Source organism: Kitasatospora sp. NPDC051914 (genome assembly GCF_040680995.1).
Lineage (GTDB): Bacteria > Actinomycetota > Actinomycetes > Streptomycetales > Streptomycetaceae > Kitasatospora.
The window spans coordinates 43,902-68,752 of record NZ_JBFAXX010000039.1; the positions used below are offsets into that span (position 1 = coordinate 43,902).

Consider the following 24,851-nt stretch of genomic DNA (forward strand, 5'->3'; position numbering starts at 1 on the left):
CGGATCCGGGCCGCCAGGCCGACCCCGAAGCGCGCGGCACCATCGGGTCCCCGATCCGTTCACGCCGGTCAGTCTGATGCCGGGACAGGTCCGGCCCCCGCAGCCACGGCGGCCCGCCCGGTGGAGGTCACCCGGCTGCCGCGCGGCACCCCGGGCAGGCAGTGCCCGGCCGCGTCCGCGGTGGTCGGCGGCCGGCCGGTGCGGGGGCGGCGGATAGGGTTCGGGTGCAGGTGGGGCGCGCCGCCCCCGCCCGCCGGAACCACCGAAGGGACCCGCCATGCCGGCCGCACCCGCCACCGGACCCGCCGACAGCCCGCCGCTCGCGCGGTTCGGCCTGGGCACGGCCGCCGTGGGAAGGCCCGGCTACATCACACTCGGGCGCGACCGCGACCTGCCCGCCGGACGGACGGTCGAGGCGCTGCGGGAGCGGACGCACGCACTGCTGGACGCCGCGTACGCCGCGGGGGTGCGCTACTTCGACACCGCCCGCTCGTACGGCCGCGCCGAGGAGTTCGTCGCCGAGTGGCTGGCGGCGCGCCCGCAGGCCGCGGCCGACGCCGTGGTCGGCAGCAAGTGGGGCTACACCTACACAGCGGGCTGGCAGGCCTCCGGGGTGCCCGTCCACGAGGTCAAGGAGCACTCGGCGGAGGTCTTCGACCGCCAGATCGCCGAGACCAGGGGGCTGCTCGGCCGGCACCTGGACGTGTACCTGGTGCACTCGGTCACCCCGGACAGCCCGGCCCTGACCGACCCCGCCCTGCACGCCCGGCTGGCGGCGCTGGCCTCGGAGGGTGTCCGGGTCGGACTGTCGACCAGCGGCCCGGCGCAGGCGGCGGCCGTCCGCGCGGCGCTCGCGGTGGAGGTCGACGGCCGGCCGCTGTTCGCCGCCGTCCAGTCCACCTGGAACGTGCTGGAGCCGTCCGCCGGAGCGGCGTTGGCCGAGGCCCACGCGGCCGGATGGCTGGTGGTGGTGAAGGAGGGCATGGCCAACGGACGCCTCGCCGACCGCAACGCCACCGGCCCCGACACCGCCGCACTCCGCGACGTCGCCGACCGCACCGGCGCGACCTGCGACGCCCTCGCCCTGGCCGCGGCCGCCGCCCAGCCCTGGGCGGACATCGTGCTCTCCGGCGCCGCCACCGAGGACCAACTGCTCTCCAACCTCGGCGCCGCCGCCCTCGACCTCACCCCCACCGATCTGGCCGCCCTCGCCCCCCTCGCCGAACCCGCCGACCAGTACTGGCGAACCCGCGCCGCCCTCCCCTGGGCCTGACCGCGGGGGCACACCCAGAGGCGTGCGAACACGGGCCACCCGACGGCGTGCGAACACGGGCACCCCAAGGGGCGCTGGGGGTACCTCCCGGCCGAAGGCTGGGGGCGGAACTGCGCGAATCGGAAGGCCGGTCGCCGCAACTTCCGCCCCGCGCAGTTCCCCACGCCCCGGGCGGTCGGGACGCCTTCTCCGTCGACCTCAACAGGAAGTGGTCCGCCGCGCAGCGCACCGCTGCCCGCTGACCCGTCGACCGCACTGAAGCGGTCAAGCAAACTTCTTGCGCATCCAAGGCTGTGGTCAGCAGATGACTGCAATCCACCAGGAAAAATCCAGCTCAGCAGCACGCTCTTGACGGTCGCTGTGTCAACCAAACCGGTTTATGGACAGACCCCCGCCGACGGGCTACGGTTGCACGCGCTGCACGTCACCGCCCGGTCGGACGGACAGGAGCCGAACATGAAGGACGTCACCCGGCTCGACCAGGGCTGGAGCCTGCACCACGACGGAGAGTTCCTCCCCGCCCGGGTCCCGGGCAGCGTCCACACCGACCTGCTGAACGCCGGGCTCATCGACGACCCGTACCTCCACACCAACGAGAACGACGTCGCCTGGATCGGCCACCGTGACTGGACGTACTCCACCCGGATCACCGCCGACGGCACCCACGAGCGCACCGACCTGGTCTTCGACGGCCTCGACACCGCGGCCCGCATCACCCTCGGCGGCACCGAACTCGGCCGCACCCGCAACATGCACCGCACCTACCGGTTCGACGTCACCGGCCTCGCCGGCGACCTGGCCGTCCACTTCACCAGCCCCTACCAGGAGGCCGCCGAAGTCCGGGCGGTCACCGGCGAGCGCCCCAACATCTACCCCGAGCCCTTCCAGTACATCCGCAAGACGGCCAGCAGCTTCGGCTGGGACTGGGGCCCCACCCTCCCCACCTCCGGCATCTGGCGGCCCGCCAGGCTCGAACACTGGTCGACCGCCCGCCTCGCCGAGGTCCGCCCGCTGGTCACCGTCGCCGGCGGCACCGGCCGCGTCGAACTGCACCTCACCGTCGAGCGCACCGCCACCGGCGCCGGCCGGCCGCTCACCGTCCGCGCCGCCGTCGACGGCCGCACCGCCGAGACCGTCCTCGACGGCGACACCGCCGTCCTCACCCTGGACGTCCCCGACGCCGCCCTGTGGTGGCCCCGCGGCCGCGGTGACCAGCCGCTCTACGACCTCGACGTCACCCTCGCCGACCCCACGGGGCCGCTCGACACCCGCCGGCAGCGCATCGGCTTCCGCACCGTCGAACTCGACCGCTCCGCCGACCGGGACGGCACCGGCTTCACCCTCGTCGTCAACGGCGAGCGCCTCTTCGTCCGCGGCGTCAACTGGATCCCCGACGACACCCTCGTCACCCGCGTCACCCCCGAGCGCTACCGCACCCGCCTCACCCAGGCCGCCGACGCCAACATCGACCTCGTCCGCGTCTGGGGCGGCGGCATCTACGAGGACGAGGCCTTCTACGACACCTGCGACGAACTCGGCCTGATGGTCTGGCAGGACTTCCTCTTCGCCTGCGCCGCCTACCCCGAGGAGCAGCCGCTGCGCGGCGAGATCGAGGCCGAGGCCCGCGACAACGTCGCCCGCCTCACCCCGCACCCCTCCCTCGTCCTGTGGAACGGCAACAACGAGAACCTCTGGGGCTTCCGCGACTGGGGCTGGGAGCCCGAACTCGCCGGCGACTCCTGGGGCGAGGGCTACTACCTCGGCCTGCTGCCCCGCATCGTCGCCGAACTCGACCCCACCCGCCCCTACACCGCGGGCAGCCCCTGGTCCGGCTCCTGGGACCACCACCCCAACGATCCCGACCACGGCACCCACCACTCCTGGGAGGTCTGGAACCGCCGCGACTACACCGAGTACCGCGACAGCGTGCCCCGCTTCGTCGCCGAGTTCGGCTGGCAGGCACCCCCCGCCCACGCCACCCTGCAGCGCGCCCTCCCCGGCGAACGGCTCGCCGCCGACTCGCCCGGCATGCTCCACCACCAGAAGGCCGAGGACGGCAACGGCAAGCTCGACCGCGGCATCGAGCGGCACTTCGCGCTCCCCGCCGACTTCGACCGCTGGCACTACCTCGCCCAGGTCGTCCAGGCCCGCGCCGTCGCCACCGGCATCGAGCACTGGCGCTCCCACTGGCCCCGCTGCGCCGGCACCGTCGTCTGGCAGCTCAACGACTGCTGGCCGGTCTCATCCTGGGCCACCGTCGACGGCGACGGCCGGCTCAAGCCGCTCTGGCACGAGCTGCGCCGCCTCTACGCCGACCGCCTCCTCACCGTGCGGCCGACGGCCGACGGCACCCTCGAGGCCGCCCTGGTCAACCAGGCCGCCGAACCCTGGACGACCACCCTGCGACTGCGCCGCCTCGCCGCCGACGGCACCGCCGCCGCGGACACCGCGACCGAGACCACGGTGGCGCCCCGCTCGGTCACGCGCCTGGCCGTACCGGCGGCCCTCACCCCGGCCGACGGCTCCGCCAAGGAGTTCCTGACCGCCGACGCCGACGGGCTGCGCGCCGTGCACTTCCCGGTGACCGACCGGGTGTTCGCCTACCCGCAGCCCGAGTACGAGGTCGACGTCCGGCCGGTGCCCGGCGCCGACGGGATCGTGGACGTCACGGTCACCGCCCGCACCCTCGTGCGCGACCTGCTGCTCCAGGCCGACCGGCTCGCACCGACCGCATCGGCCGACCACGGCCTGCTGACCCTGCTCCCCGGCGAACAGGCCGTCATCCGCCTCACGGGCTGCCCGCCCGTCACGCCCGAGGCCGTCCGCGGCGCCCTGTTCGCCGTGGAACCGTTCTGACGGGCCGGCGGCGGATCGCCGCTTGAAAGACCCCGGGCGGGGCCGTGCCACCGGCGCGGCCCCGCTCCGCTGTCCGTCCGGACAGCCGCCGTGTACTCCGAGTCGGTACCATCCGCACCGAGGCGGGCCCCGGCGGGACCGCACGAGAGGCTGGGGGAGCGGTGTTCTGGATCGGCGTGGCCCTGTGGGGCCTGGTGGGCTGGGAGCTCGGGGCGGTGGCGTCCGGGGCGGCCGAGCTGGGCAGTGGCGCCGGCATCGGCCCGTTCGTGATCGGGGTCAACGCCGTCCCGTGGACGACCCTGCTCGCCGTGGCCCTGCTGCGCTCAGGCCACCGGCGCCGGCTGGGACTGACCACGACGGGCCCGATGTCACCGGCCGTCGCCAGGGTCGAGTCCGCGACCGCCCTCGACGAGGGCCCCGACCACACCGTACGGCTCGACCTCACCGTGGCGCCCGCCGACCGGTCCGCCTACCGCGTCGACACCAAGGCACAGGTCAACGTGATGGACCTGGACCTCTTCCGGGCCGGCCGGACGGTACCCGTCGAGTTCGACCCCGAGCGGCCGTGGCACGTACGCGTCCGCCCGAAGGCCCACCGCGCCTGGACCGGCCTCGCCAAACCCGCCCCGATCGACAGCGCACCACCCGCCACCCGCCGGAGCGAACCGCCGTACTCCTCCCGCCGCCCACTGCTCTTCGCGCTCTTCGCAGTCGTCGACGGGCTCGTGCTCTACTTCCTGCTCGTCTGACCGGGCGTTTCGTTCCTGACCTCCGGGGCCAGGTTCCGTGCCGGGGCGGAGTGGTCTCGCCGGTGAGTACGAAACAGCCGGCACCCTCGCAGCGCTGTGAGCGCGACAGGCGATCTGCCGGCCACTCAACTCGTCGCCCTCGGTTCGGTTCGTGAGCGGAAGGTGCGGCGGTAGGTGTCCGGGGGCACGCCGACCGTGCGGTTGAAGTGCCGCCGCAGGGTCGTGGCGGTGCCCATGCCGGTGGCCTCGGCGACGGCGTCGACGGTCGAGTCCGTGGTCTCCAGCAGTTCCTGGGCGCGGCGGATGCGCTGGGTCAGCAGCCATTGCAGGGGGCTGGTGCCGGTGACCGACCTGAAGTGGCGGCCCAGGTTGCGTGAGCTCATCCGTGCCCGGCGGGCCAGGTCCTCCACGGTCAGCGGACGGTCCAGCCGGGCCATCGCCCAGGGGAACAGGTCGGCGAGCGGGTGGTTGTCCGGGGCCGGCACCGGCGTGGTGACGAACTGGGCCTGGCCGCCGTCCCGGTGGGGCGGCACGACCAGGCGGCGGGCGACCGCGTTGGCGACCGCCGAGCCGTGGTCGAGGCGGACGAGGTGCAGGCACAGGTCCATGGCGGCGGCCTTGCCGGCGGAGGTGAGCACGCTGCCGTTGTCCACGTAGAGGACGTCCGGGTCGACGTCGATCCGGGGATGGCGGGCGGCCAGGGCGTCGGTGTGCGCCCAGTGCGTGGTCGCGCGGCGTCCGTCCAGCAGCCCGGCTGCGGCCAGCACGAACGCCCCCGTGCAGAGCGAGGCCACGCGTGCACCTGCCTCGTGGGCGGCGCGCACCGCGTCGACGAGCTCGGCGGGAGGCTCCTCGTCGATGTCGGCCCAGCCCGGCACGATCACGGTGTCGGCGTCCGGGAGCCGCTCCAGCCCGTGGTCGGGCTCCAGTCGGAACCGTTCGATCCGAACGTCGCCCGGTCCGCACAGTGCGACGTCGTACCAGGGGACCGTCACCGCGGCCGGCGCGGAGCCGAAGACCTCGTACGCCAAAGACAGTTCGAAGTGCAGCATCCCGTCGGTGACGGCCAGTGCGACAGTTCCCATGTCCGGAATTGTACGAGCCATGGCGTTCCGGACACTCACGGCCCGGCAGTCGTCCTCGTCAGGATGTTCACAACGGATGACGGACCGGAGCGGACCGTTCGAGCAGGGAAGCAGGGGGAGTACCCATGGGACCAGGGCCCACGGTGGCGGTGTACGGCGCGTACGGGCACACCGGCCGCTTCGTGGTGGCGGAGCTGCTGGGCCGCGGGTTCGTCCCGCTGCTCGGCGGCCGCGACGCCGAGAAGCTGAAGGCGCTGGCAGCCGGGTCCGGACTGGAAGCCCGTCCGGCAGCGGTCGACGATCCGGCCGCGCTCGACCGTGCCCTCGCCGGGGCGGCGGCCGTGGTCAACTGCGCCGGTCCCTTCGCCACGACGGCCGCGCCGGTGGCCGAGGCGGCACTGCGCGCCGGAATCCCGTACGTGGACGTGGCGGCCGAAATCGAGGCCAACGCCGACACGTTCGCGCACTTCGCGGACCGTGCCCGGGCCCGCGGGGCGGTGGTCGTCCCGGCGATGGCCTTCTTCGGCGGCCTCGGAGACCTACTGGCCACCGCGGCGATGGGCGACTGGACGGCGGCCGACGAGGTGCACGTCGCGTACGGGCTGAGCAGTTGGCACCCCACGGCCGGGACACGTACCGCCGGCGCGGTCTCCCGGCAGCGGCGGGACGGTCGGCGCGTCCGCTTCGCCGACGGGCGGCTGGAGTACCGGGACGACAACCCGCCCACCCTGGAGTGGCCGTTCCCCGAACCGCTCGGGACGCGGTCCGTCATCGGGGAGTTCACCATGGCCGACGTCGTCACCGTCCCCAGCCACCTGTCCGTCCCGGAGGTGCGCTGCTACATGACGGTCGAGGCGGCCAGGGACCTGTCGGCGCCCGACACACCGGCGCCGACCGGGGCCGACGAGCGCGGACGGTCCGCGCAGACCTTCCTCGTCGACGTCGTCGTGCGCTCCGGCGACACCGAGCGGCGCGCCGTGGCCAGGGGCCGGGACATCTACGCCGTCACCGCGCCGCTCGCGGTGGAGGCCGTCGACCGCATCCTCACGGGCCGGACCCGGACGGTCGGCGTCGCCTCCGCCGGCGAGATCTTCGACGCCCCCGACTTCCTCCGTGCCCTGTCCGCGCACCTCACCCTGGAGCTCCACGCGTAGGCGCTGACACCGAATCGCAGAGGCGATCGGCAGGTACCCGAACGCACCTGCCGAATGCTGCGCGGTGCACCGGAACCGTTTCCGTACACCCTGACTGGAGCGGAGCGATCACCAGGTGATATTCATACCGGCAGTCGCTCTCCGCGTCCCAGCGGACACACTCCTGTGAGGAACCCCGTGCCGAACGGCCCCATCCGTCCGCGGCGCAGCGCCGCGCTGTCCGCCGCCTGTCTGATCGCTGCGGGTGCGCTGGCGTTGAGTTCGTGTGCCGAGCCTGCGGACGGCAGGGGCGGGGCGGCCGTCGCGGCCGACGTGGCGGGGGCCGGTGCGTCGGCTGTCCCGGAGGCGTCGGTCTCGGGCTCGCCGTCGGCTTCCGCTTCGGCCTCCGGCTCGGCGTCCGCATCGGCCTCCGCGTCCGCCTCCGGTTCGGCTTCGGCTTCGGCGTCCGGGAGCCCGTCGGCCGGTGCGTCGAAGGCGCCGGGTGCGGCCGGCGGCGCTCCGGCCGGGACGTCGTCGGGCAGCGTGTTCACCGGGCTGGCCTTCGACACCTGCACGGCCCCGCCGCTGACCACCATGAACGCCTGGCGCGGCACCTCCCCGTACGGCGCGATCGCGGTCTACATCGGGGGGAAGAACCGCGGCTGCGCCCAGCCCCAGCTGACCGCCTCCTGGGTGCGCTCGGTCGCCGGCTCGGGCTGGAAGCTGATCCCGCTGTACGTCGGCGCCCAGCCGCCGTGCCAGACCGGCAGCAGCCCGGAGAAGATCACCGCCGACACCGCGGTCTCCCTCGGCGCGGCCGACGGCGCGGACGCCGCCGCCAAGGCCTCCGCGCTCGGCATGCGCGCCGGCAGCACGGTCTACCTCGACGTGGAGGCCTACAACGCCGCCGACACCGCCTGCGGCGACGCCATCCTCGCCTACACCCAGTCCTTCGACCGGGCGCTCAGGGCCCGCTCCTACCGGCCCGGGTTCTACGGCTTCGCCTCCTCCTCCGCGGCCGGCATCGCCAAGGCCGCCTCCCAGGGCAAGCCCGACCTGCCCGAGGCCCTCTGGTACGCCAAGTACGACGGCGCCGCCGACACCACCGGCAGCTTCCCCTACGCCGCGGGCCTGTTCACCGGCCACCGCCGCGGCCACCAGTACCAGGTCAACCAGCGTGAGACCTACGGCGGCGCCACCCTCACCGTCGACCGCAACGCCTGGGACGCCCCCGTCGCCGTCACCGGCTGACCCCGGCGCGAGGACGGCCGCCGGCGGGAGCGCCGGCGGTCAGTCCTCCTCGGTGAACGTCTCGCGCAGCTGCGCCTCCTGCTCGGCGGTGAGGTTCGTCTCGATGAGCTCGGCCTGCAGGCCCTCGAACGCCGGTCGGACCTTGTCGAGGACGGCGTGCGAGCTGAGGACGAACAGGGCCGAGGTACCGGGGGTGACCCGCTCCCGCACCTGTTCGATGAAGTCGTCGTCGATGCCGAAGTGCGCGAAGTGTCCGGCGGTGGCGCCGGCCGCCGCGCCCATGGCCATGCCGAGCACCGGGACGAAGAAGAGCATGCCGATCAGCAGCCCCCAGAAGGTGCCGCCCAGCGCGCCCATGCCGGTCAGGGTGCTCAGCCGCCGGGTCTTGGGCTTCTTGGCGCTCTCGGGCCAGCTCACCACCGCCCCGTCCTGAACGGTGATCAGTTCCTGGCGCTGCAGGTCCTGCAGGGTGTCCAGGGCGGCCTGGGCTCCCTCCGAGGTGGGGAAGCGCCACACGGTCAGGGCTGCCATGACGGTCTCCGATCTCCCCCGGCGATCTCCCCCGACGGCTCCGCGCGCCGACTTCATTGTCGGTTCCGGCCCCCCGGGCCACCACACGTGGCGCGCCCGCCGCCCCGGTCCCTGCGGGAACAGGCGCTTCCCGGAGATCCACCAAAGGCGTGGCGCCCGGAGGACCGGTACGTCTACGATCAGCGCCATGGACATCTCCGGGCCGCACTGACAGGCCGACATCGGCCGTCCGCCCCCGCGCCGCGCGCGGGCCGGGCGGCGCTCTGTCGACCCGTCACGTTCACCCCGAGTACCGGAGAAATCCCGTGTCCCGACCCCCTCGGGGCAGCGCCGGCTATCGCGCTGTCCTCGCACTTCCGCATGTCCGGATGCCCTTCGTCGCTGCGCTGGCCGCGCGGCTGAGCTACGGCGTCCTTCCACTGCCGCTGCTGCTCGCCCTGCGCGACGGCACCGGCTCCTATGCCGCGGCCGGTTCGGCGGTCGGCCTGTTCGGCCTGGTGTCGGCCCTGCTCGGGCCGCTGCGCGCCCGGCTGGTGGCACGTCGCCCGGGCACCCTGACGGTGCTGACGGCCTGCTACGCCCTGTTGCTGGGGGCGCTCGCGGCCGGTGCGGCCGCCGGTCTGCCGGCCTGGGCCGCCGTGCTGCTGGCGGCGGCCGCCGGGGTGTTCCCGCCGCCGGTCGGGCCGCTGATGCGCACCTTGTGGGGCGAACTGACCACCGGCGAGGAGCAGCGCCGGTGTGCGCTGAGCCTGGACACGGTGGCCGAGTCGACGGTGTTCGCCTGCGGTCCGCTGCTGGGCGGGCTGCTGGCGGCCCGGACGTCGCCCGCGTGGGCACTGGTGGCCTGCGCAGCACTGGCCGTGGCCGGCTTCGCCGCCTTCGGCCGGGCGCTGCGGGGCCGGAAGGCGGCCGCGCAGACGGCGGCGGGTGGCGGCGTCGTCCTCGGGCCGCTGCGCTCGCCCGGTTTCGTGCCCCTGCTGGCCGTGGTGCTGGCGGTGTCGGCCGCGATCGCCGTCGACGAGATCGCCGTCGTGGTGGCCTGGGGCGCGGGTGCGGCGGGGCCGCTGCTGGCGCTGTTCTCGGTCGGAGGGGTGGTGGGTGGCCTGGTGTACGGCCGGCTCGCCTGGCGCGCCGCCCCCGGACGACGGCTGCTGGTGCTGGCCGCGGCGGCGACCGCCTGCTGCACGTTGCCGGCGCTGCTGTTCGCCCCGCCGGGGGCCGCGGTGGCGCTGCTCGGCGCGGGTGCGTGCACGGACGCGCTGCTGGTCACCGCCTACCTGCTGGTGGAGGAGCTGGTGCCGGCCGGGTCGCGGACGGAGGCGGGCGCCTGGGTGAACACCGCGTACAACCTCGGCGGCGCACTGGGCTCGGCCGCGGCCGGACTGCTCGCCGACCGGGTCGGCCCGGTGGCGGCGTTCGTCCTCGCGGCCGTGGTCCTCGGCAGTGCGGCCGCGGCGGCCGCGGTGCGGCGGTCGCCGCTGCGCGGCCGTGGGCGGGCGGTGGCGGCGTAGCGTCCGCGCGGGCTGCGACTGCGACGGCCGGCCTGCAGGTGTCCGACGCTTGCAGGCCGGCGCCGCCGTCGCCCCGGGCGCGCCCCGCGTCCGGCACGGATGGTCAGCCCACCCAGCTGCCGGTCATGCCGAGCACGGCGGAGCCGTCGAGGTCGTTCAGCTTGGTGCCGGTGAAGCCGCGCGCCCAGTCGGAGGTCTGGAGCCGGAAGGCCGGACGGTCGGCGGTCAGGGCCTCGAGGACGGTTTCGGCGGCGGCGTCGGGGGTCTGGGCCCCGTTGAGGAACTGGGCGACGGTGCGGTCGAGGTAGGCGGTGAGGGCGGGGGCGTACGGGCCCGCCTCGGCGATCTCGGCCTCCAGGTCGAGCCGGATGTTGTTGACGAACTCGGTGGCGACGGCGCCCGGTTCGACGACGCTGACGGCCACGCCGACGGAGGCGGCCACCGGGGCGAGGCTCTCCATGTATCCCTCGACGGCGAACTTGGCGGCGCAGTAGGCCTCGTTGAAGGGCTGCCCGACGACGCCGCCGACGCTGGTGACGGTGATCAGGCGACCGCCGGTCGCGCGCAGGTGGGGGAGGGCGGCCTTGGAGACGTTGAGGACGCCGAAGAAGTTGACCTCCATGACCGCGCGGACGTCGGCGACGGTCTCGTTCTCGAGGGTGCCGAGGTGCCCGGCGCCCGCGTTGTTGACGACGGCGTCGAGCCGGCCGTGGTCGGCGATCACGCCGTCGATCGCAGCGGCGACGGAGGCCTCGTCGACGACGTCGAGCTGCCGGACGTCGAGCTCGACGCCGGCGTCGGCGGCGGCCTTGCGGAGCGCATCGGCGCGGTCGGGGTCGCGGAGGGTGGCGACGGCGCGCCAGCCGGCCCTGGCTGCGGCGATCGCGGCCGACAGGCCGATGCCGGAGGAGGTGCCGGTGATCAGGACGACCTTGCGGGACATGGTGGGGGTCCTTCCGGGACGGGGGAGGGCGGCACGCACCGCTATTCGATGTGTGCACACACACCTTAAGCATTGTGTGCGCACACACGCAACCCGGTATGATCCCTGCCATGGCGACCAGGAAGCTCACCCCGGCGGAGATGTCCGAGGCGGACCACGCCTTCTACGGCCTGGTCTGGGCCGGAACGGTGCTCACCGAGCGCGTCGACCGCGCCCTGACCGCGGCGCACGGCCTGCCGGTGTCCTGGTTCGAGGTGATGCTCTGGCTCGCCGGCAGCGAGGAGCCGGTCGCCGCCTCCGTGCTCGGCAACAGCACGATGCTCAGCCGCAGCCAGGTCTCCCGCGTGCTGGACGCCCTCCAGGCCCGCGGCCTGGTCTCCCGTACCCCCTCCGCCCGCGACGCCCGCTCCGTCGAGGTCGCGCTGACGGCCGAGGGGCGCCGCGTCTTCGAGGAGGCCGACGCCACCCGGCGCGAGTGCCTGGCGCCCGTCTTCACCGACGTCCTCGACCAGGAGGACCTCCAGGCGCTCGGCAGCGTCTGGCGCAAGCTCAAGGCGAACAAGGACGCCTGACGGGCAGCGGCCGGCCACCGTCGCGCCTCGGGGGCGTGGCAGTGGCCGGCCGCTGCGACCCGTCGCCGTCACTTGTCGCGGGCATCGACCACCCGCCGCAGCTTGCCCACCGAACGCTCCAGGGTGTCGGGCGGCACGATCTCCACGGTGACGCTCACGCCGACGCCGTCCTTGACACCCGCGGCGATGGCCGCGGCGGCCGCCTCGCGCTGCTCGGGGGTGGCGTCCGGGCGGCACTCGACGCGCACCGCCATGTGGTCCATCCGTCCCCGCCGGGTCAGCTCCAGCTGGAAGTGCGGGGCGACGGCCGGGGTCCGCAGCACGATCTCCTCGATCTGGGTGGGGAACACGTTGACCCCGCGCAGGATGATCATGTCATCGGACCGACCGGTGACCTTCTCCATCCGGCGGAACGCCGGCCGGGCGGTGCCGGGCAGCAGCCGGGTGAGGTCGCGGGTGCGGTAGCGGATGATCGGCAGCGCCTCCTTGGTGAGGGAGGTGAAGACGAGTTCGCCGCTCTCGCCGTCGGGCAGCCGCTCGTCGGAGAACGGGTCGACGATCTCCGGGTAGAAGTGGTCCTCCCAGACGTGCAGGCCGTCCTTGGTCTCCACGCACTCGGCCGAGACGCCGGGGCCGATCACCTCGGAGAGGCCGTATATGTCGACGGCGTGCAGGTCGAGGCGCCCCTCGATCTCGCGCCGCATCTCCTCCGTCCACGGCTCGGCGCCGAAGATCCCCACCTGCAGCGACGAGCTGCACGGGTCGATGCCCTGCCGTTCGAACTCGTCGAGGAGGGTGAGCATGTAGGAGGGGGTGACCATGATGATCTCGGGCCGGAAGTCCTGGATGATCTGCACCTGGCGCGCGGTCATGCCCCCGGAGGCCGGGATCACGGTGCAGCCGGCCCGTTCGGCGCCGTAGTGGGCGCCCAGGCCGCCGGTGAACAGCCCGTACCCGTAGGCGATGTGCACCTTGTGGCCGGGGCGGCCGCCGGCCGCGCGGATGCTGCGGGCGACCACGTCCGCCCACATCGACAGGTCGTTCTCGGTGTAGCCGACCACCGTGGGCCGGCCGGTGGTGCCGCTGGAGGCGTGCACCCGCCGGACGTCGGCCATCGGCACGGCGAACATCCCGAACGGGTAGTTGTCCCGCAGATCGGCCTTGGTGGTGAACGGGAACCGCGCGAGGTCGGCGAGGGTGCGGCAGTCCTCGGGGCGGACACCGGCCGCGTCGAAGGAGCGCCGGTAGAACTCGACGTTCTTGTAGGCGTGCTGCAGGGTCTGCTGCAGTCGGCGCAGCTGGAGGTCGGCCAGCTCGCGCGGATCGAGGCGCTCCCCGGCGTCGCGCAGGTCGGCCGGCAGCGGCTCGCCGAGGCGGCCCGCTCCGCGCCGCGGATCCCCAGTGCCGTTGCCGCCCATCGCGCCTCCCGCCAAGCCTGCCGACCGATCGTTCGGTCAGGTTGTTCGGAAATCCAGTAATCCAGGCGTGGACCACCGTGTCAAGGCTCACGTGGCCGGTGGGGTCGGCGCGACCGGTGCGGCGGCCCGACGTCTTCCGGCGCCGCCCGCGGGGCGGGCCCGCGGTCACCCGCCCGCCCGCGGCCACCGGCCTCCCGGCCCGCGAGGTGCGTGCCGAAGCCGCCCCGCGCCGGGCATGCGTTCCCGGGACCGGCTCGTTGTCCCCGTCATGGTGGACGAGACGGGCGGCGAGCCCGAGCCGATGGTGTGGGCACTGGTCGTGCGGGAGCGAGAGGACGGGGAGACGGTCGCGGAGGTGATCGTCGAGGTCACCCGGGAACGGCACGCGGACCTGGTCGGCGACGCCGTGGACAGCGGATTCGTCCTCGCGGCCGGGAACGCCCCCGACACCACGGCGGCGGTGGAACTGCACGAAGGCCTCGTGGAACGGCTGGTCCTGGTCGGCGGACGCCAGGTGTGGGAGCCGCAGCCGCAGCCGGTGGCCTCCGAGACCTGGCGGGCGGCCGCCGAACACCGGGCCGGGGTGCTGGTGGTCATCGTCCCGCCGGGGACGTGGCCGACCGGGACCTCGGGCCTGGCGGCGCAGGAACGGATGGAGGTGTTCGCCGCCGCCCTCGAGGACGCACGGGCACAGGGGGCCGCACTCCACGGCACGGCCGCACTCCGCACCCGCTGATCGCAGCGGTCGCCCCGCCCGGCAGGTGGGCCGCCGGCCCCGGCTACGCCTCCCGCACCTCCGGGGCGAGCTCCCGCCGGCCGCGCCGCTGCGGCGCGATGCTCGTGCTCAGCGGGCCGGGCGGCGAACCCGGCTGCGCCCGGTGGCCGCCGAACTCCGCCAGGGCCTCCGCCACGAGGGAACTCAGCCGGCCGTGGTGCGCACCGCGCCAGTAGACCTGCTCACAGGCGGTGCACTGGGCGAAGACGTCGTACGAGCGCTCGGTGCCGTCCTCCAGGTGCTTGCGGACCGTGGTCTTGGCGGCCTCGCGCAGCGTGCCGTTGCAGGCGGTGCAGCGCGTCCACGGGGCGAGCGGGGGAGCGAACCGGGACAGCACGTCCCGGAGCTGGTCCGCGGGCCGGTGGCTGTAGACGTAGGCGCCGGCCCACAGCTCGCGGCGGTGCAGCAGCCCGCGGTCCCGCGAGAGCAGCACCCGCTGCTCGGCGGCCGAGCGCGCCGCCAGCGCGGGATCGCCGATGTCCACGCTCTCGTACGCGGCATCGACCCCGAGCAGGCGCAGCCTGCGGGCGAGCGTGCCCAGGTGCACGTCCAGGAGGAAACGCGGCGGCCCGGCGAGGTGCTGGGGCCTGGCCACGGCGAGGACGGACACCCGCTCGCCGGACGCCGGGACGCGCGAGGCGTCCGCGTGCACGCCGTCGACCAGCAGGCCGCCGACCTCGGTCAGCGGCACTCCCAGCGACTCCACGACGTGCCCGAGCGTCGAGGTGCCGTCCGTCCGCACCGGCGACCGGCCGGCCCGCCTCTTGGCACCGACGAAGGTGTGCAACGGGGGGTCGAAGTCGATCCAGATCTCCGCGCTCTCCACACGACCAGCATGCCAGCCGGCGGATGCGCCGGTCGCCCCATTTTCGATCACGCCGACCGGACCGCTCCTCATCACGTCGGGGAGGACCGCCGACGCCCACTCCGGTGCGAGTGACACGGCGTCAACCCCGCCTCCTGCGGGGGCATCCACCCGAACGGGGGTGAAGCCAGCACCAGCAAAAACCCGGATGCTGGCGGGATCGTCCCGCAGCGCCGCGCGGCGAAGACTACTCGGCATGCGAATCCTTCACCTCGGCGCCGCCGTCACCACCGTCCTCGCCCTCACCGCGCCCGCCGCCACCGCCGTGCCGGCAGCCGCCGCCCCGTCCGCCGCCGCAGACGCCGCGCCGGCCCCGCTCGTCTGGGCGTCCTGCGCCGACGCCGCCGCGGACGCACGCCAACAGTGCGCCACACTCCCCGTCCCGCTCGATTACCGGGACCCGGCCGGCCCGCGGATCACCCTCACCGTCTCCCGGATACCGGCCGCCCGTCCCGACCAGCGCCGCGGCGCCCTGGTGATGATCCCCGGCGGCCCCGGCAACCCGGGGCTCAACGGCCCGACCAGCGCCGTGAAGCGGCTGCCCCGGTCCGTCCTCGACCGCTACGACCTCATCGGCTTCGACCCGCGCGGCGTCGGCCGCAGCACCCCCGTCGACTGCGGCCTCACCCACGAGGACCTCTCGATGACCACCCTGCTCCCGTGGCCGGCCCCCGACGGCTCGATCACCGGCAACCTCGAAACCGCCCGGCGCATCGCCGACGCCTGCACCCGCAACGGCGGTCCGGTGCTGCGCTCCCTCAGCACCAGGAACGAGGCCCGCGACATCGACCGCATCCGCCAGGCCCTCGGCGAACGCCGGATCTCCGCCTGGGGCGTCTCCTACGGCACCTACGCGGGCGCCGTCCACGCCACGATGTTCCCCCAGCACACCGACCGGATCGTGCTGGACAGCAACGACGACCCCGATCCGACCCGCGTCGAGCGCGGCTGGCTGGCGGCCTACGCCGTCGGCGTGGAGGACCGCTTCCCGGACTTCGCCGCCTGGGCCTCCGACCCGGCCAACAAGGACCACCGGCTGGCCGACACACCCCAGCAGGTCCGCGAGCTGTTCCTCCGCCTCGCCGCGCAGCTGGACGGCGCCCCGCTGCCCTGGCCCGGCGCCAACCCCGCCCGGCTCGACGGCAACACCCTCCGCGCGGCGCTGCTGGACACCCTCTACGCCGACGCCCGGTTCCCGCGCCTCGCCGAGCTGATGCTCGCCGCCCAGGGCAAGCGCAGGCTGCCCACCGCCAGCACCCCGCCGGACAAGGCGATGCAGAACTCCGTGGCGGTGTCCGTCGGCACCCTCTGCAACGACGTCAGCTGGCCCCGCTCCGCCGACAGCTACGCCCGGGAGGTCGCGGCCGACCGGATCAAGTACCCGCTGACCGCCGGGATGCCGGTGAACGCGATGCCCTGCGCCTTCTGGCCCACGGCCCCCGCGGAGGCGCCCGTGGTGGTCTCCGACCGCGGGCCGTCGAACATCCTGATGGTGCAGAACCTGCGGGACCCGGCCACGCCGTACCGCGGCGCGCTCAAACTGCGGGCGGCACTCGGAGACCGGGCCCGCATGGTGAGCGTCGACGCCGGCGGCCACGACGCCTACGCCGCGAACGGCAACGCCTGCGGCGACGCCCTGGTGTCCCGCTTCCTCGCCGACGGCCGGCGCCCCGGGCACGACGTCCTCTGCCCCGCCGAGGGATGACGGAGAGGCAGCCCCACCGCCTGGGCCACCGCGCGATCACCAGGACTCCCGAACCCCTGGCGATTCGCGCGGCGGCCGGCACCCCACGGCCGTTAGAACCGCAGGGGGGCGAGGTGCTCGGGGACGATCACGCGGGTCCGGGGCGAATGGCGGCGGATGCGCGAGACCAGACCGTCCAGGTCGGCCCCGGGGTCGCGGACGGCCGGCTCCGCGAGCGGAACCTCGAAGTTGTCCCAGTGCACGGGCACGACGGTGCGGGGCAGGTCCAACGCGGTCAGCAGACGCTCGGCGTACCTGTGCGTGGAGGAACTGCTCTGCACGGCGACCATCGCGACATCCGGCCGCAGCCCGGTGAGGTTGCGTGCCACGAAGTCGCTGGCACCCATGAGGAACGCCGACGGCCCGTCACCGAAGCGGATCTGGAAGGCCAGGGTGTCGCCCTCGGGCAGGTCCGCGATGGTGGCCGGCGGTGCGGCGGGCGGAGCGGTGAGCGTGCCCGGCGCGAAGTAGCGGTACTCGGCGTTGCGGCTGTGCAGGCCGGCCACCACCTCGACGACGCAGTAGCCGAAGTCGAGGACCTCGCCGCCCTTCACCACCACCAGGCGGGAGGCGGGCACGCCCATGGCCCGCAGCAGATGGCAGGTGGTCGCGGTGCCGACCACCGGGGCGGTGCTGCCGGCGGCCAGATGGGGAACGTCGTTGATGTGGTCCCAGTGGCTGTGGCTGACCAGGATCAGATCGGGCTTGCCGGCATGCCGGTCCACCAGCCCGCCGTCGACCGTCAACGGCGTCGCGCTGTTGAACGGCGGCTTGAACAGGCCCGTGTCGAAGCGGGTGATGTACGGGTCGAACAGGACGTTCTTCCCCGCCCCCTCGATCCGCCAGCCCGCCGTGCCGAGCCACCGGAACACCGGGCCCGTTCCGCCGGGCGAACCGGGCCCGGCAGGACTTGCGGCATCGGCCGCCGCAGCGTCGGCAGCGGCCGCCAGCGGCAGGACGGCGGCCCCCGCAGCCGCCGTCCTGAGCAGACTCCGTCGAGCGATCGGATTCTCAGGCATCCGTACGGATTCCCTTCCTCGATGGCGGGGTACCGGCCGGCACCCCGCAGTCGAGGACGATGATCGATCGATGCCCGGTTGCATGCGAACAGTAGTAGTTGCGCTTCCTCAGCAGTGTGCCGCCGCGGTTTCGGCCGCGGCGCGGTTGAGCTCGGCGACCGGAAAGGGTGTCCGCTTGCTCTCCGTCAGCAGCCGGCGGTGAAAGCCCTCCAGGACGACGGCGGTCCGGGCATGCCGTTCGACGATCGCCGCGACCTCCGGCAGAACACCCTCGGGCCGTCGACCTGCGATCCACTCCTGCAGGAACACGCCTGCTTCCGTACCGCCCCGGAGGCGGTCGACGAGGTGGTGGTGGAGCAGATGGCTCGCGGTGTAGTGGCGGTCGTACGTGAGATGGTCCGAGAGGAACCGCCCTTCGGCCGCCGAGAGTTCGAAACCCGAGCTGAGGGCCAGTCCGAAGTCCGCGAAGTAGATCAGTCGGCCGTCGGTCAGGAGGTTGCGGAAGTGGGCGTCGAAGTGCACCAGCCCGCGAGAACTCATGAACGCGGCACCCCGCGCCACGGAATCCTCCACCCACGAGTAGGCGGAGCCGTCGACGGCCGGTGCCGCAGTCTCCTGCTGCCCGTGCAACCAGGCACCGACCGTCTGCGGCACGTGCTCCAGGAAGAGCACCAGGCTGTGGGAGGCCCGGCCGACGGCCTCCAGCCGCTCGCGCACGGCCCGGGAGTTCTCCCAGTGGGCGACCGCTCCGTCGATGCCCCCGAACTCGTCCACGAAGCCCCCGGGAGGGGAATCGGGCAGGACACGCCAGTGATACATCAGCGGAAAGCCCTCGTACTCCCTCCCCAGGACCCAGTTGGTGGTCATGGTGTGCACGGCCAGCTCCCGCCAGGCGCCGAACCCGGCCGAGCCGACGCCGTACTGGTAGAACATCGGCAGACCGAAGAGGTTCGCCGTGGACCGGACGTTCTCCGGCCGGGTCTCGACGTCCGTCAGCGGCACCCTCTTGACGAAGACCCGCCTCCCGTCGATGTCCAGCTCCGCGGACCTGCCGCCGATGCCGGATCCGACCGAGGAGGCGGATGCCACGACGTCACCGAGTCGCCGGTCGCTCAGCAGGGCCAGGCGGGTGGCCACGGTCCCGTAGGCAGCGAGACGCGCGGCGTACCGGGATTCGCAGCGGCGCATCGACGGCTCCTCGGTGCCCCGGACCAGGGCTTCGGCGATCAGGCAGGCGTTGTCGATTTTATCCGCCGAGCAACGTGGCAGTGCAGTCCGCGAGGATCGCGCGTCGGGTCTCCAGGGCAGCGGCCAACAGGCGTTCGTCGATCTCCGTCTCGGCGTCCCGGGTCGAGTCGTTGACGGGGATCCGGGTACGCCGCTCGATCACCCCGGCCACCGCGGGCAGGGCCGGAAGCGCGTAACGGCCCATGCGCGCCAGGCAGGTCAGGTAGTGCTCGCCGACCGCGTAGTCACCGAGGCGCGGCGTGATCAGGCCCATCAGCCGGGGCAGGGCGGACGGACCCGCGTGCCGCAGCCAGAGCGGTGCGCACAGGGCCTGCATCCGTCCGGGCCATCGGAAGGTGAGGTTGTACAGCTGGGTGGCCTGGCGGAACGTCAGCGGCCCTGCATCCAGCAGAGCACCGAAGACTTCGGGGGCGTCCGAAAGACGGGTGATACCGACAGGCTTGGCCGCGAGGAGTGCGGCGGCGGACGTGCTGCTGTACGTCGGCCGGGCGTGCTGTCGCGGGCAACGGGGTCTCGGATACGGCGTGAGCGCGACGGTGGCCGCCAGGCTGCCGTGCACCTGCATGGCCGACCGCGAGATCGAGGCGGTCCTGAGCGCCTTCGCCATGGCCGGGCCGACCGTTCGCCCGCTGTGGAGGATCAGCAGCGGCAGCAATTGCACCGGAGCCGCGCGCCAGTCGTGACACGCCTCGCGGGCCATCGCGGCGCCGGCCTCCCGGGTCCCGGGCTCGGCCAGGAGCGCGGCCGTGACGGCGTACGCATGGTGCTCACGCCCGAGCGCGAACAGCACCCGACCCCACTCCCGTCCGGCGTTCGGCAGACGGATCGCGGCCTCCCGGACGTCGGCCAGCAGCGCAGCGTCGAGACCTGGCCAGTACAGGGGAGGGGCAGTCCGGAGACGGGCGAGGTTGGCGAGGAAACGGACGGATGCGGAGGGTACCGCGGCGGCTCCCGGTGCCACCGCCCGGTCGGGCCGCTTCACCGTTCGGGGCGGTGGCCGCCCTTCCGCGCAGAGGAGTCGTTCATGCAGCCGATCGTGTCATGCACAACGGCATCCCGGCCACGGAATTGCCGAGTCCGAGGTGTCCGCGACCACCGAACGGTCGGCGAGTCCGGCATCGTAGTGCGCCGGTCCATGTCCGTGTATCGTCCGGGCTCATGGCTGACCTGGCAGGGCGCTGGCGGGACTTGAACAAGGCGTACTGGGACGAGCGGGTGCCCATCCATCTGGACGGAACCTTCTACGACATGGCGGGGTTCCGTGCCCGGCCGGATTCGCTGAAGGACTTCGAGAAGGCCGAGGTGGGCGATGTCGAAGGCAAGCGCCTGATCCACCTGCAGTGCCACTTCGGCCGGGACACGCTGTCCTGGGCGGCACGGGGAGCACAGGTCACCGGGCTGGACTTCTCTCCGCCCGCGATCGAGGCGGCTTCCCGGCTCGCGGCCGAACTCGGCATCGACGCACGCTTCTTGACCGCGGACGTCTACGACGCCGTCTCGGCGGTCGAAGGGGAGACCTTCGACATCGTCTATGCCAGCTTCGGGGCGCTGAACTGGCTCCCCGACATCAGCCGCTGGGCGTCGGTGGCCGCCGAACTGATCGCCCCGGCCGGGTGCCTCTACCTGGCGGAATTCCATCCCTTCAGCTTCGTCCTCGACGACGAGACCGGAAGCACGGTCACCCACGACTACTTCGACGAAGGCCCGGAGGCCTCGGGCGGCCCCGGCAGCTACGCCGACGAGGAGGCGACGACCGAACACGACGCGACCGTCGAGTGGCGACACAGTCTGTCGACCGTCGTCTCGGCGATCGCCGGAGCCGGGCTACGAATCCGGTTCCTCCACGAGCACGACCACACCTTCTATCTCCAACGCCAGTCGCTCGAGTCCCACGACGGCGACATCTACCGGCATCCTGCAGGCACTCCGCGGACGCCCCTCACCTACTCGATCCGCGCCGAGAAGGCCTGAGCCACTTCCAACTGCCGAGGCACCACCGACTCGGGAATCGGCCGAGGTCCCGCCCGAAGAGCGCCGTCGGCGCCGAGCAGTCACCCGATCGGGTGACTGGGGGTTGGGTGGTGACCGTACGCGGGCAGAGCTCGGGCGTGACGAACTCATCGACCGGCCGCCACCGTCGGCGCCGCCACCGGGCAGGCCCGGCCGCCGCGCCCACCCCCTCCGTGATCGTCCGCTCCGCAGCCGGACGGCCCGTGGCCACGGCCGATCCCGCCCGGCACCGCGGCGGCCCGAGCCGCTGCTGCCACACATGGGCGAGCGAACGCCTGCTGCCCTGTGGAACGCCGGTGCGCACCACCTGGCACGAGCCCGCCTGCCAGGCCCGGGACCTGACCGCACCCCGGCCCTGACCTGACGGTGCGCCAAGAGGGCGGACGGTCCGGGTTCTACCATCAGGCACCGCCGCACGCATGGTGCACGGTCAGCTCGCCGTAAGCGGTCAGGGCGGCTGCCGGGTCACCCGGTGTGCCGCGCAGGGTGTGGTCGAGGAAGGCGAGGCGGGCGGCGGCGGTCGGCCCGGGGACGTCCGACCGGTCGGCGGAGCCGACGAGCGAGGGTACGGGCGGAAGGCAGAGCGGCGCGTCCGTGAAGGTGAGGTGGGCTGCGCCGGGCACGGTAAGGCGGTAGGTCGTTGCGGTGCTGAGGGCCAGGACCCGGGTGAGGTGCGGGAGGTAGTCGGGGTCGGTCTGCGGGCCGATGGCCTGGGTGAGCGCCAGCACGGGCTGGTGGAACGGTGCCGGAGCGGGGTCGTGCGGGGCGCCGTCCAAGTCGACGACGGCGGCGAACCCGGCGTCCTGGCGGGCGGCCATGAGGGCGGCGGCCCCATCGAGGGAGTGGCCCGTCCGTCCGCTCGAGGACGGTGGTGCCGACCGCGAACCGGCCGGACGGCTGGGGAAACGCCGGCGCCGGGAACGCCCAGGCCGCCAGTGGGCCGACGGCCATGAGCAGGAGGCAGGCCGCCGAGCCCGGCAGCACGAGCCACCGGCGGACCCTCCGCGGTGGTCGGCCGGCCCGGCCGGGCAGCAGCGGAGCGACTGCAAAGGGGGCGACCACCGCCGCGGCCACCAGCACCGGGGCCAGCTGCCAGCGCAGCGGACCGGCCACCGCCGCCCCCGCGGCGGACAGCACGACCACCGCCACCGCGCCGACGGCCACCGGCCGACGCGCGCGCTCGGGCAGCCATCGCACCAGCACCAGGGCGACCGCCCCCAGCACCACAAGGGTTTCCGGCAGGGACATCTGAAGTCCCGTCATGTTCTCGGACACGCCGCCGTGCTCGGCCGCCACGGCCTGCCACCGCATCGGCCGGGAGCCGAGACCGTGTGCAACCGGAGGCCGATGGACGGGCGGCACGGTCTCCACCTTCGTGCGTACGGCCGTCCACCGACAGGAGCAGGGTCAGCAGCGGTAGCGGGCAGCGGGCAGCGGTCACCGCGCCGCCGTGGGCGACGCCGGCTCCTCGGGCGCGAGCCGCGCGAGACAGCGGTGCAGGTGCCCGGCGGCCTCGAGCAGGGCCGTGGCCTGCCGTACGAGGGTGGCGTTCCGGTCGGCGAGGGCGGCCCGCAGCGCCTCCCTGCCACCGGTCCGCCGCAGGTCGTCGAGGACCGACCGGATCTGCGGCAGCCGGTAGTGGCTCTGCCGCAGTACCGCGATGATGCGGGCGTCGCGGACGTCCGCCGGGCCGAAGCGGCGGTAGCCGGTGCCGGGCGCTCTGCCGGGTGACAGCAGACCGGCCGACTCCCAGGTCCGCAGGGCGGAGGTGCGTACGCCGAGGAGGGCGGCGACCTTGCCGATCGGCAGGCCGGAGGACGCCCGCAACGGCAACGGCAGCGCAGGCTCCGGTTCGGCGACCGCTTCGACGGCTTTCCGGGTGGCCGCCAGGGCGAGGCGCTGCTCGTGCAGGGACGCATGGGCGGCGTCGAGCCCCGCGAGTGCACCGGCGGTGTCGGCGGCGTTGACCGCCAGCATGACCGCTTGCGCGGCCTGCGGTCCGCAGCCCCCGGCCAGTGCGCGGTAGGCGAGCAGGGCGTCCAGGTGGCCCTCGTCGAAGCGCCGGTGGCCGGCGGCCGTCCGCGGGGCGGGCGGCAGGATTCCGGCGTCCGCGTAGTTGCGGATCTGCTGGGTGGAGATCCCCGCCGCGCGCGCCAGATCCACGGGGCGCAGGCCCGCTCCCCGGTGATCCACCACTGACCTCCGCCTCTACCTGGCCTTCATCCCGCATTTGAAGGTTATCGGGCCAGGCTTCCGGCACGGCAAGGCCCACAGGAGCGAGAACCCTCCAGTAGCAGTTGAATGAGAAAATTGAAGGCATGGAATCACCGCGAATCCTGCCCACGAACACGTCCCACGAGGAGAACGGCCCCGCCATGACCGAGGAGGAGATCATCGCGTACGCCGGCGGGCTGCCCGGCGTCGTTGCGGTCACCGCCGGCGAAGGCGACGGATCGCCCGAGGCCGCCTGGGGCGACACGTTCTTCTTCCACGACCCGGACGGCGACTCTCCGCGCCGCATGCCCTTCGCCACCCTCGTCGTCAAGGACTACGACGGCTACGACACCGCCTCGGACCTCGACCGGCCCGGCGTCTTCCGCCTGAGCATCGCCGTCGGCCGGAAGGCCTTCGAACAGCTCGTCGGTCACCCGCCCGCCGCACACGCTGACCGGCACACCGAGTACGACTACACCGCCACGGACCGGCTGCTTCCCCACCCCGCCTACGCCGTCCAGGGCTGGGTCTGCATCCTCAACCCCGGACCGGACACCGCCAGCCTGGCACGTTCCCTGCTCGCCGACGCACACTCCCGTGCGGCGCGCGGCCACCGGCGCGAAGCCTGACACCGTTCCGGGTGCCGCCCGGCCGGACTTCGCTGCGTGGTCGGGCGCCGGTCGGGGCAGGAGTGGAACGAGCACCTGGGACCGCGCCCCCCCGCGAGGAGGTCCGCATGGCAGACGAACGCCCCGCAGGCCACGACCGCTCCGCCAGGCCGCACTACGTGCGCGCCGAGAGCGGCGCGCCTTCCCGGAAGCCGTCCCTGCTGTCTCGGGTCGCCCACCTCGTCAGCGGTTTCACGGCGGACCGCCGGGCCGGGGAGAGTCGACCGGGTACGCCTCCCGGCGACAGCACGGGGACCTATCCGTTCAGGGGCTTCAACGCCAACGGCAGGGAGCACAGCGCGGGCGGCTGAGCCGGGCCGAGCGCCCGGGAAGCCCCGCCCACCGCGTGCTGCCCGCAGCCTCCTGTGGAACCGTGGACCGGGGGACCACGCAGGTGTGGCGAGAGGAGAGGCCATGTCATCGAAGCGGCGCCGCAAGAAGAAGGCACGTGCCAGGCGCGGGGCGAACCACGGCCGCCGCCCTCAGTGCTGAGTACCGGCAGAGCGGTCGTCGGAGGCACCTGAGTGCCGACGACGACCGCTCCTGCTGATGCCCGGCGAGCGCTACCCGGCCGATTCCGCCGCTGCGCCCGTCTCGTGGAGCGAACGCGTCCAGCCGGGCCCGTCGTCCACGACGGCACACACCACCTTGGTCTGCGTCCGGACGACCACCGAGTTGCCCCGGGGCAGCAGGAAGTCGATGCCGGCGGTGACGGGCAGGTCCTGCCCGGCGGCCGGGTAGCCGCGCAGCAGGGCGCTGCAGTCCGCTTCGGCCTTCTTCGCCCGGTCGGCCCGGTTGCCGGCGACCGCGTCGCCGAGGTCTGCGAGGCCGACGACCTCGCCGTGGTGGGCCTGTCCGCACGGAACGGCCAGCACCTCGGGGAGCAGCCGGGCCTCGGACGGCGTGCGCCCGAAGCAGTCGCCCGCCCGGAGGTCGTACCCGCTGACCGTCCGGACGTCCCCGCAGGTGATCCTTCACCCGTCGGT

24 protein-coding genes are annotated in these 24,851 nt (G+C 73.8%); 12 read left to right on the plus strand and 12 right to left on the minus strand.

Annotated features, from left to right (window positions below):
• Positions 1 to 277: 277 nt before the first annotated feature.
• The 3 genes from AB0M03_RS24815 (at position 278) to AB0M03_RS24825 (ending at position 4,878) form a co-directional block, all read left to right on the plus strand.
• Complete coding sequence (locus AB0M03_RS24815) at positions 278 to 1,273, plus strand: aldo/keto reductase (RefSeq protein ID WP_363494403.1); 996 nt, start codon at positions 278 to 280, stop codon at positions 1,271 to 1,273.
• A gap of 456 nt (positions 1,274 to 1,729) precedes the next feature.
• Positions 1,730 to 4,129: a glycoside hydrolase family 2 protein gene (locus AB0M03_RS24820; protein WP_363494405.1), complete on the plus strand. Its 2,400-nt coding sequence runs from the start codon at positions 1,730 to 1,732 to the stop codon at positions 4,127 to 4,129.
• A 161-nt stretch (positions 4,130 to 4,290) separates the two neighbouring features.
• Positions 4,291 to 4,878: a hypothetical protein gene (locus AB0M03_RS24825; RefSeq protein WP_363494407.1), complete on the plus strand. Its 588-nt coding sequence runs from the start codon at positions 4,291 to 4,293 to the stop codon at positions 4,876 to 4,878.
• A gap of 125 nt (positions 4,879 to 5,003) precedes the next feature.
• Here AB0M03_RS24825 and AB0M03_RS24830 read toward each other — a convergent pair whose 3' ends face one another.
• Positions 5,004 to 5,963: a helix-turn-helix domain-containing protein gene (locus tag AB0M03_RS24830; RefSeq protein ID WP_363494409.1), complete on the minus strand. Its 960-nt coding sequence runs from the start codon at positions 5,961 to 5,963 to the stop codon at positions 5,004 to 5,006.
• A gap of 125 nt (positions 5,964 to 6,088) precedes the next feature.
• Between AB0M03_RS24830 and AB0M03_RS24835 the strand changes: the two genes are divergently transcribed.
• Positions 6,089 to 7,117, plus strand: a complete 1,029-nt coding sequence (locus AB0M03_RS24835) for a saccharopine dehydrogenase NADP-binding domain-containing protein (protein WP_363494411.1) — start codon at positions 6,089 to 6,091, stop codon at positions 7,115 to 7,117.
• Between the two features lie 122 nt (positions 7,118 to 7,239).
• Here AB0M03_RS24835 and AB0M03_RS24840 read toward each other — a convergent pair whose 3' ends face one another.
• Positions 7,240 to 7,647, minus strand: coding sequence for a hypothetical protein (locus tag AB0M03_RS24840; protein ID WP_363494413.1), 408 nt, complete (start codon positions 7,645 to 7,647; stop codon positions 7,240 to 7,242).
• A gap of 43 nt (positions 7,648 to 7,690) precedes the next feature.
• On the opposite strand from AB0M03_RS24840, the gene AB0M03_RS24845 reads away from it, so the two are divergent.
• A complete protein-coding gene (locus AB0M03_RS24845) occupies positions 7,691 to 8,347 on the plus strand; it encodes a glycoside hydrolase domain-containing protein (RefSeq protein ID WP_363494464.1) in 657 nt (218 codons plus the stop codon).
• A 39-nt stretch (positions 8,348 to 8,386) separates the two neighbouring features.
• Here AB0M03_RS24845 and AB0M03_RS24850 read toward each other — a convergent pair whose 3' ends face one another.
• Complete coding sequence (locus tag AB0M03_RS24850) at positions 8,387 to 8,878, minus strand: DUF1269 domain-containing protein (RefSeq protein WP_363494415.1); 492 nt, start codon at positions 8,876 to 8,878, stop codon at positions 8,387 to 8,389.
• Positions 8,879 to 9,246: 368 nt separating this feature from the next.
• Between AB0M03_RS24850 and AB0M03_RS24855 the strand changes: the two genes are divergently transcribed.
• Positions 9,247 to 10,389: an MFS transporter gene (locus AB0M03_RS24855; RefSeq protein WP_363494417.1), complete on the plus strand. Its 1,143-nt coding sequence runs from the start codon at positions 9,247 to 9,249 to the stop codon at positions 10,387 to 10,389.
• A 103-nt stretch (positions 10,390 to 10,492) separates the two neighbouring features.
• Here the strand turns inward: AB0M03_RS24855 and AB0M03_RS24860 are convergent, their stop codons facing one another.
• Positions 10,493 to 11,332, minus strand: coding sequence for an SDR family NAD(P)-dependent oxidoreductase (locus AB0M03_RS24860; RefSeq protein WP_363494419.1), 840 nt, complete (start codon positions 11,330 to 11,332; stop codon positions 10,493 to 10,495).
• Positions 11,333 to 11,442: 110 nt separating this feature from the next.
• Here AB0M03_RS24860 and AB0M03_RS24865 point away from each other — a divergent pair, with 110 nt between their 5' ends.
• Positions 11,443 to 11,904, plus strand: coding sequence for a MarR family transcriptional regulator (locus AB0M03_RS24865; RefSeq protein WP_363494421.1), 462 nt, complete (start codon positions 11,443 to 11,445; stop codon positions 11,902 to 11,904).
• A gap of 68 nt (positions 11,905 to 11,972) precedes the next feature.
• On the opposite strand, the gene paaK is transcribed toward AB0M03_RS24865, so the two are convergent.
• On the minus strand, positions 11,973 to 13,322 hold the full coding sequence (gene paaK / locus AB0M03_RS24870) for a phenylacetate--CoA ligase PaaK (RefSeq protein ID WP_363494423.1): 1,350 nt from the start codon (positions 13,320 to 13,322) through the stop codon (positions 11,973 to 11,975).
• A gap of 268 nt (positions 13,323 to 13,590) precedes the next feature.
• On the opposite strand from paaK, the gene AB0M03_RS24875 reads away from it, so the two are divergent.
• Complete coding sequence (locus tag AB0M03_RS24875; protein WP_363494425.1) at positions 13,591 to 14,058, plus strand: hypothetical protein; 468 nt, start codon at positions 13,591 to 13,593, stop codon at positions 14,056 to 14,058.
• A gap of 43 nt (positions 14,059 to 14,101) precedes the next feature.
• On the opposite strand, the gene AB0M03_RS24880 is transcribed toward AB0M03_RS24875, so the two are convergent.
• Positions 14,102 to 14,923 (minus strand): Mut7-C RNAse domain-containing protein, encoded by an 822-nt coding sequence (locus tag AB0M03_RS24880; protein ID WP_363494427.1) that lies wholly within the window; start codon positions 14,921 to 14,923, stop codon positions 14,102 to 14,104.
• Positions 14,924 to 15,158: 235 nt separating this feature from the next.
• Here AB0M03_RS24880 and AB0M03_RS24885 point away from each other — a divergent pair, with 235 nt between their 5' ends.
• Positions 15,159 to 16,667 carry an alpha/beta hydrolase gene (locus tag AB0M03_RS24885; protein ID WP_363494428.1) on the plus strand — a complete coding sequence of 503 codons (1,509 nt, stop codon included), beginning with the start codon at positions 15,159 to 15,161 and terminating at the stop codon, positions 16,665 to 16,667.
• A gap of 92 nt (positions 16,668 to 16,759) precedes the next feature.
• Here AB0M03_RS24885 and AB0M03_RS24890 read toward each other — a convergent pair whose 3' ends face one another.
• The 3 genes from AB0M03_RS24890 to AB0M03_RS24900 all read right to left on the minus strand — a co-directional run bounded on the left by AB0M03_RS24890 (position 16,760) and on the right by AB0M03_RS24900 (position 19,763).
• Positions 16,760 to 17,725 (minus strand): MBL fold metallo-hydrolase, encoded by a 966-nt coding sequence (locus AB0M03_RS24890; protein WP_363494430.1) that lies wholly within the window; start codon positions 17,723 to 17,725, stop codon positions 16,760 to 16,762.
• 108 nt (positions 17,726 to 17,833) lie between these two features.
• Positions 17,834 to 18,913: a protein kinase family protein gene (locus AB0M03_RS24895; protein WP_363494432.1), complete on the minus strand. Its 1,080-nt coding sequence runs from the start codon at positions 18,911 to 18,913 to the stop codon at positions 17,834 to 17,836.
• A 58-nt stretch (positions 18,914 to 18,971) separates the two neighbouring features.
• Positions 18,972 to 19,763, minus strand: coding sequence for a hypothetical protein (locus tag AB0M03_RS24900; protein ID WP_363494434.1), 792 nt, complete (start codon positions 19,761 to 19,763; stop codon positions 18,972 to 18,974).
• A 368-nt stretch (positions 19,764 to 20,131) separates the two neighbouring features.
• On the opposite strand from AB0M03_RS24900, the gene AB0M03_RS24905 reads away from it, so the two are divergent.
• Complete coding sequence (locus AB0M03_RS24905; protein ID WP_363494436.1) at positions 20,132 to 20,944, plus strand: class I SAM-dependent methyltransferase; 813 nt, start codon at positions 20,132 to 20,134, stop codon at positions 20,942 to 20,944.
• Positions 20,945 to 21,384: 440 nt separating this feature from the next.
• Here the strand turns inward: AB0M03_RS24905 and AB0M03_RS24910 are convergent, their stop codons facing one another.
• Complete coding sequence (locus AB0M03_RS24910; RefSeq protein WP_363494438.1) at positions 21,385 to 21,801, minus strand: hypothetical protein; 417 nt, start codon at positions 21,799 to 21,801, stop codon at positions 21,385 to 21,387.
• Positions 21,802 to 22,420: 619 nt separating this feature from the next.
• On the minus strand, positions 22,421 to 23,155 hold the full coding sequence (locus tag AB0M03_RS24915; RefSeq protein ID WP_363494466.1) for a MerR family transcriptional regulator: 735 nt from the start codon (positions 23,153 to 23,155) through the stop codon (positions 22,421 to 22,423).
• A 146-nt stretch (positions 23,156 to 23,301) separates the two neighbouring features.
• On the opposite strand from AB0M03_RS24915, the gene AB0M03_RS24920 reads away from it, so the two are divergent.
• Both AB0M03_RS24920 and AB0M03_RS24925 read left to right on the plus strand, forming a co-directional pair.
• Positions 23,302 to 23,826 (plus strand): DUF6194 family protein, encoded by a 525-nt coding sequence (locus AB0M03_RS24920; protein WP_363494440.1) that lies wholly within the window; start codon positions 23,302 to 23,304, stop codon positions 23,824 to 23,826.
• A gap of 107 nt (positions 23,827 to 23,933) precedes the next feature.
• On the plus strand, positions 23,934 to 24,176 hold the full coding sequence (locus AB0M03_RS24925) for a hypothetical protein (protein ID WP_363494442.1): 243 nt from the start codon (positions 23,934 to 23,936) through the stop codon (positions 24,174 to 24,176).
• A gap of 252 nt (positions 24,177 to 24,428) precedes the next feature.
• Here the strand turns inward: AB0M03_RS24925 and AB0M03_RS24930 are convergent, their stop codons facing one another.
• Positions 24,429 to 24,836, minus strand: coding sequence for a septum formation family protein (locus AB0M03_RS24930; RefSeq protein WP_363494468.1), 408 nt, complete (start codon positions 24,834 to 24,836; stop codon positions 24,429 to 24,431).
• Positions 24,837 to 24,851: the final 15 nt, after the last annotated feature.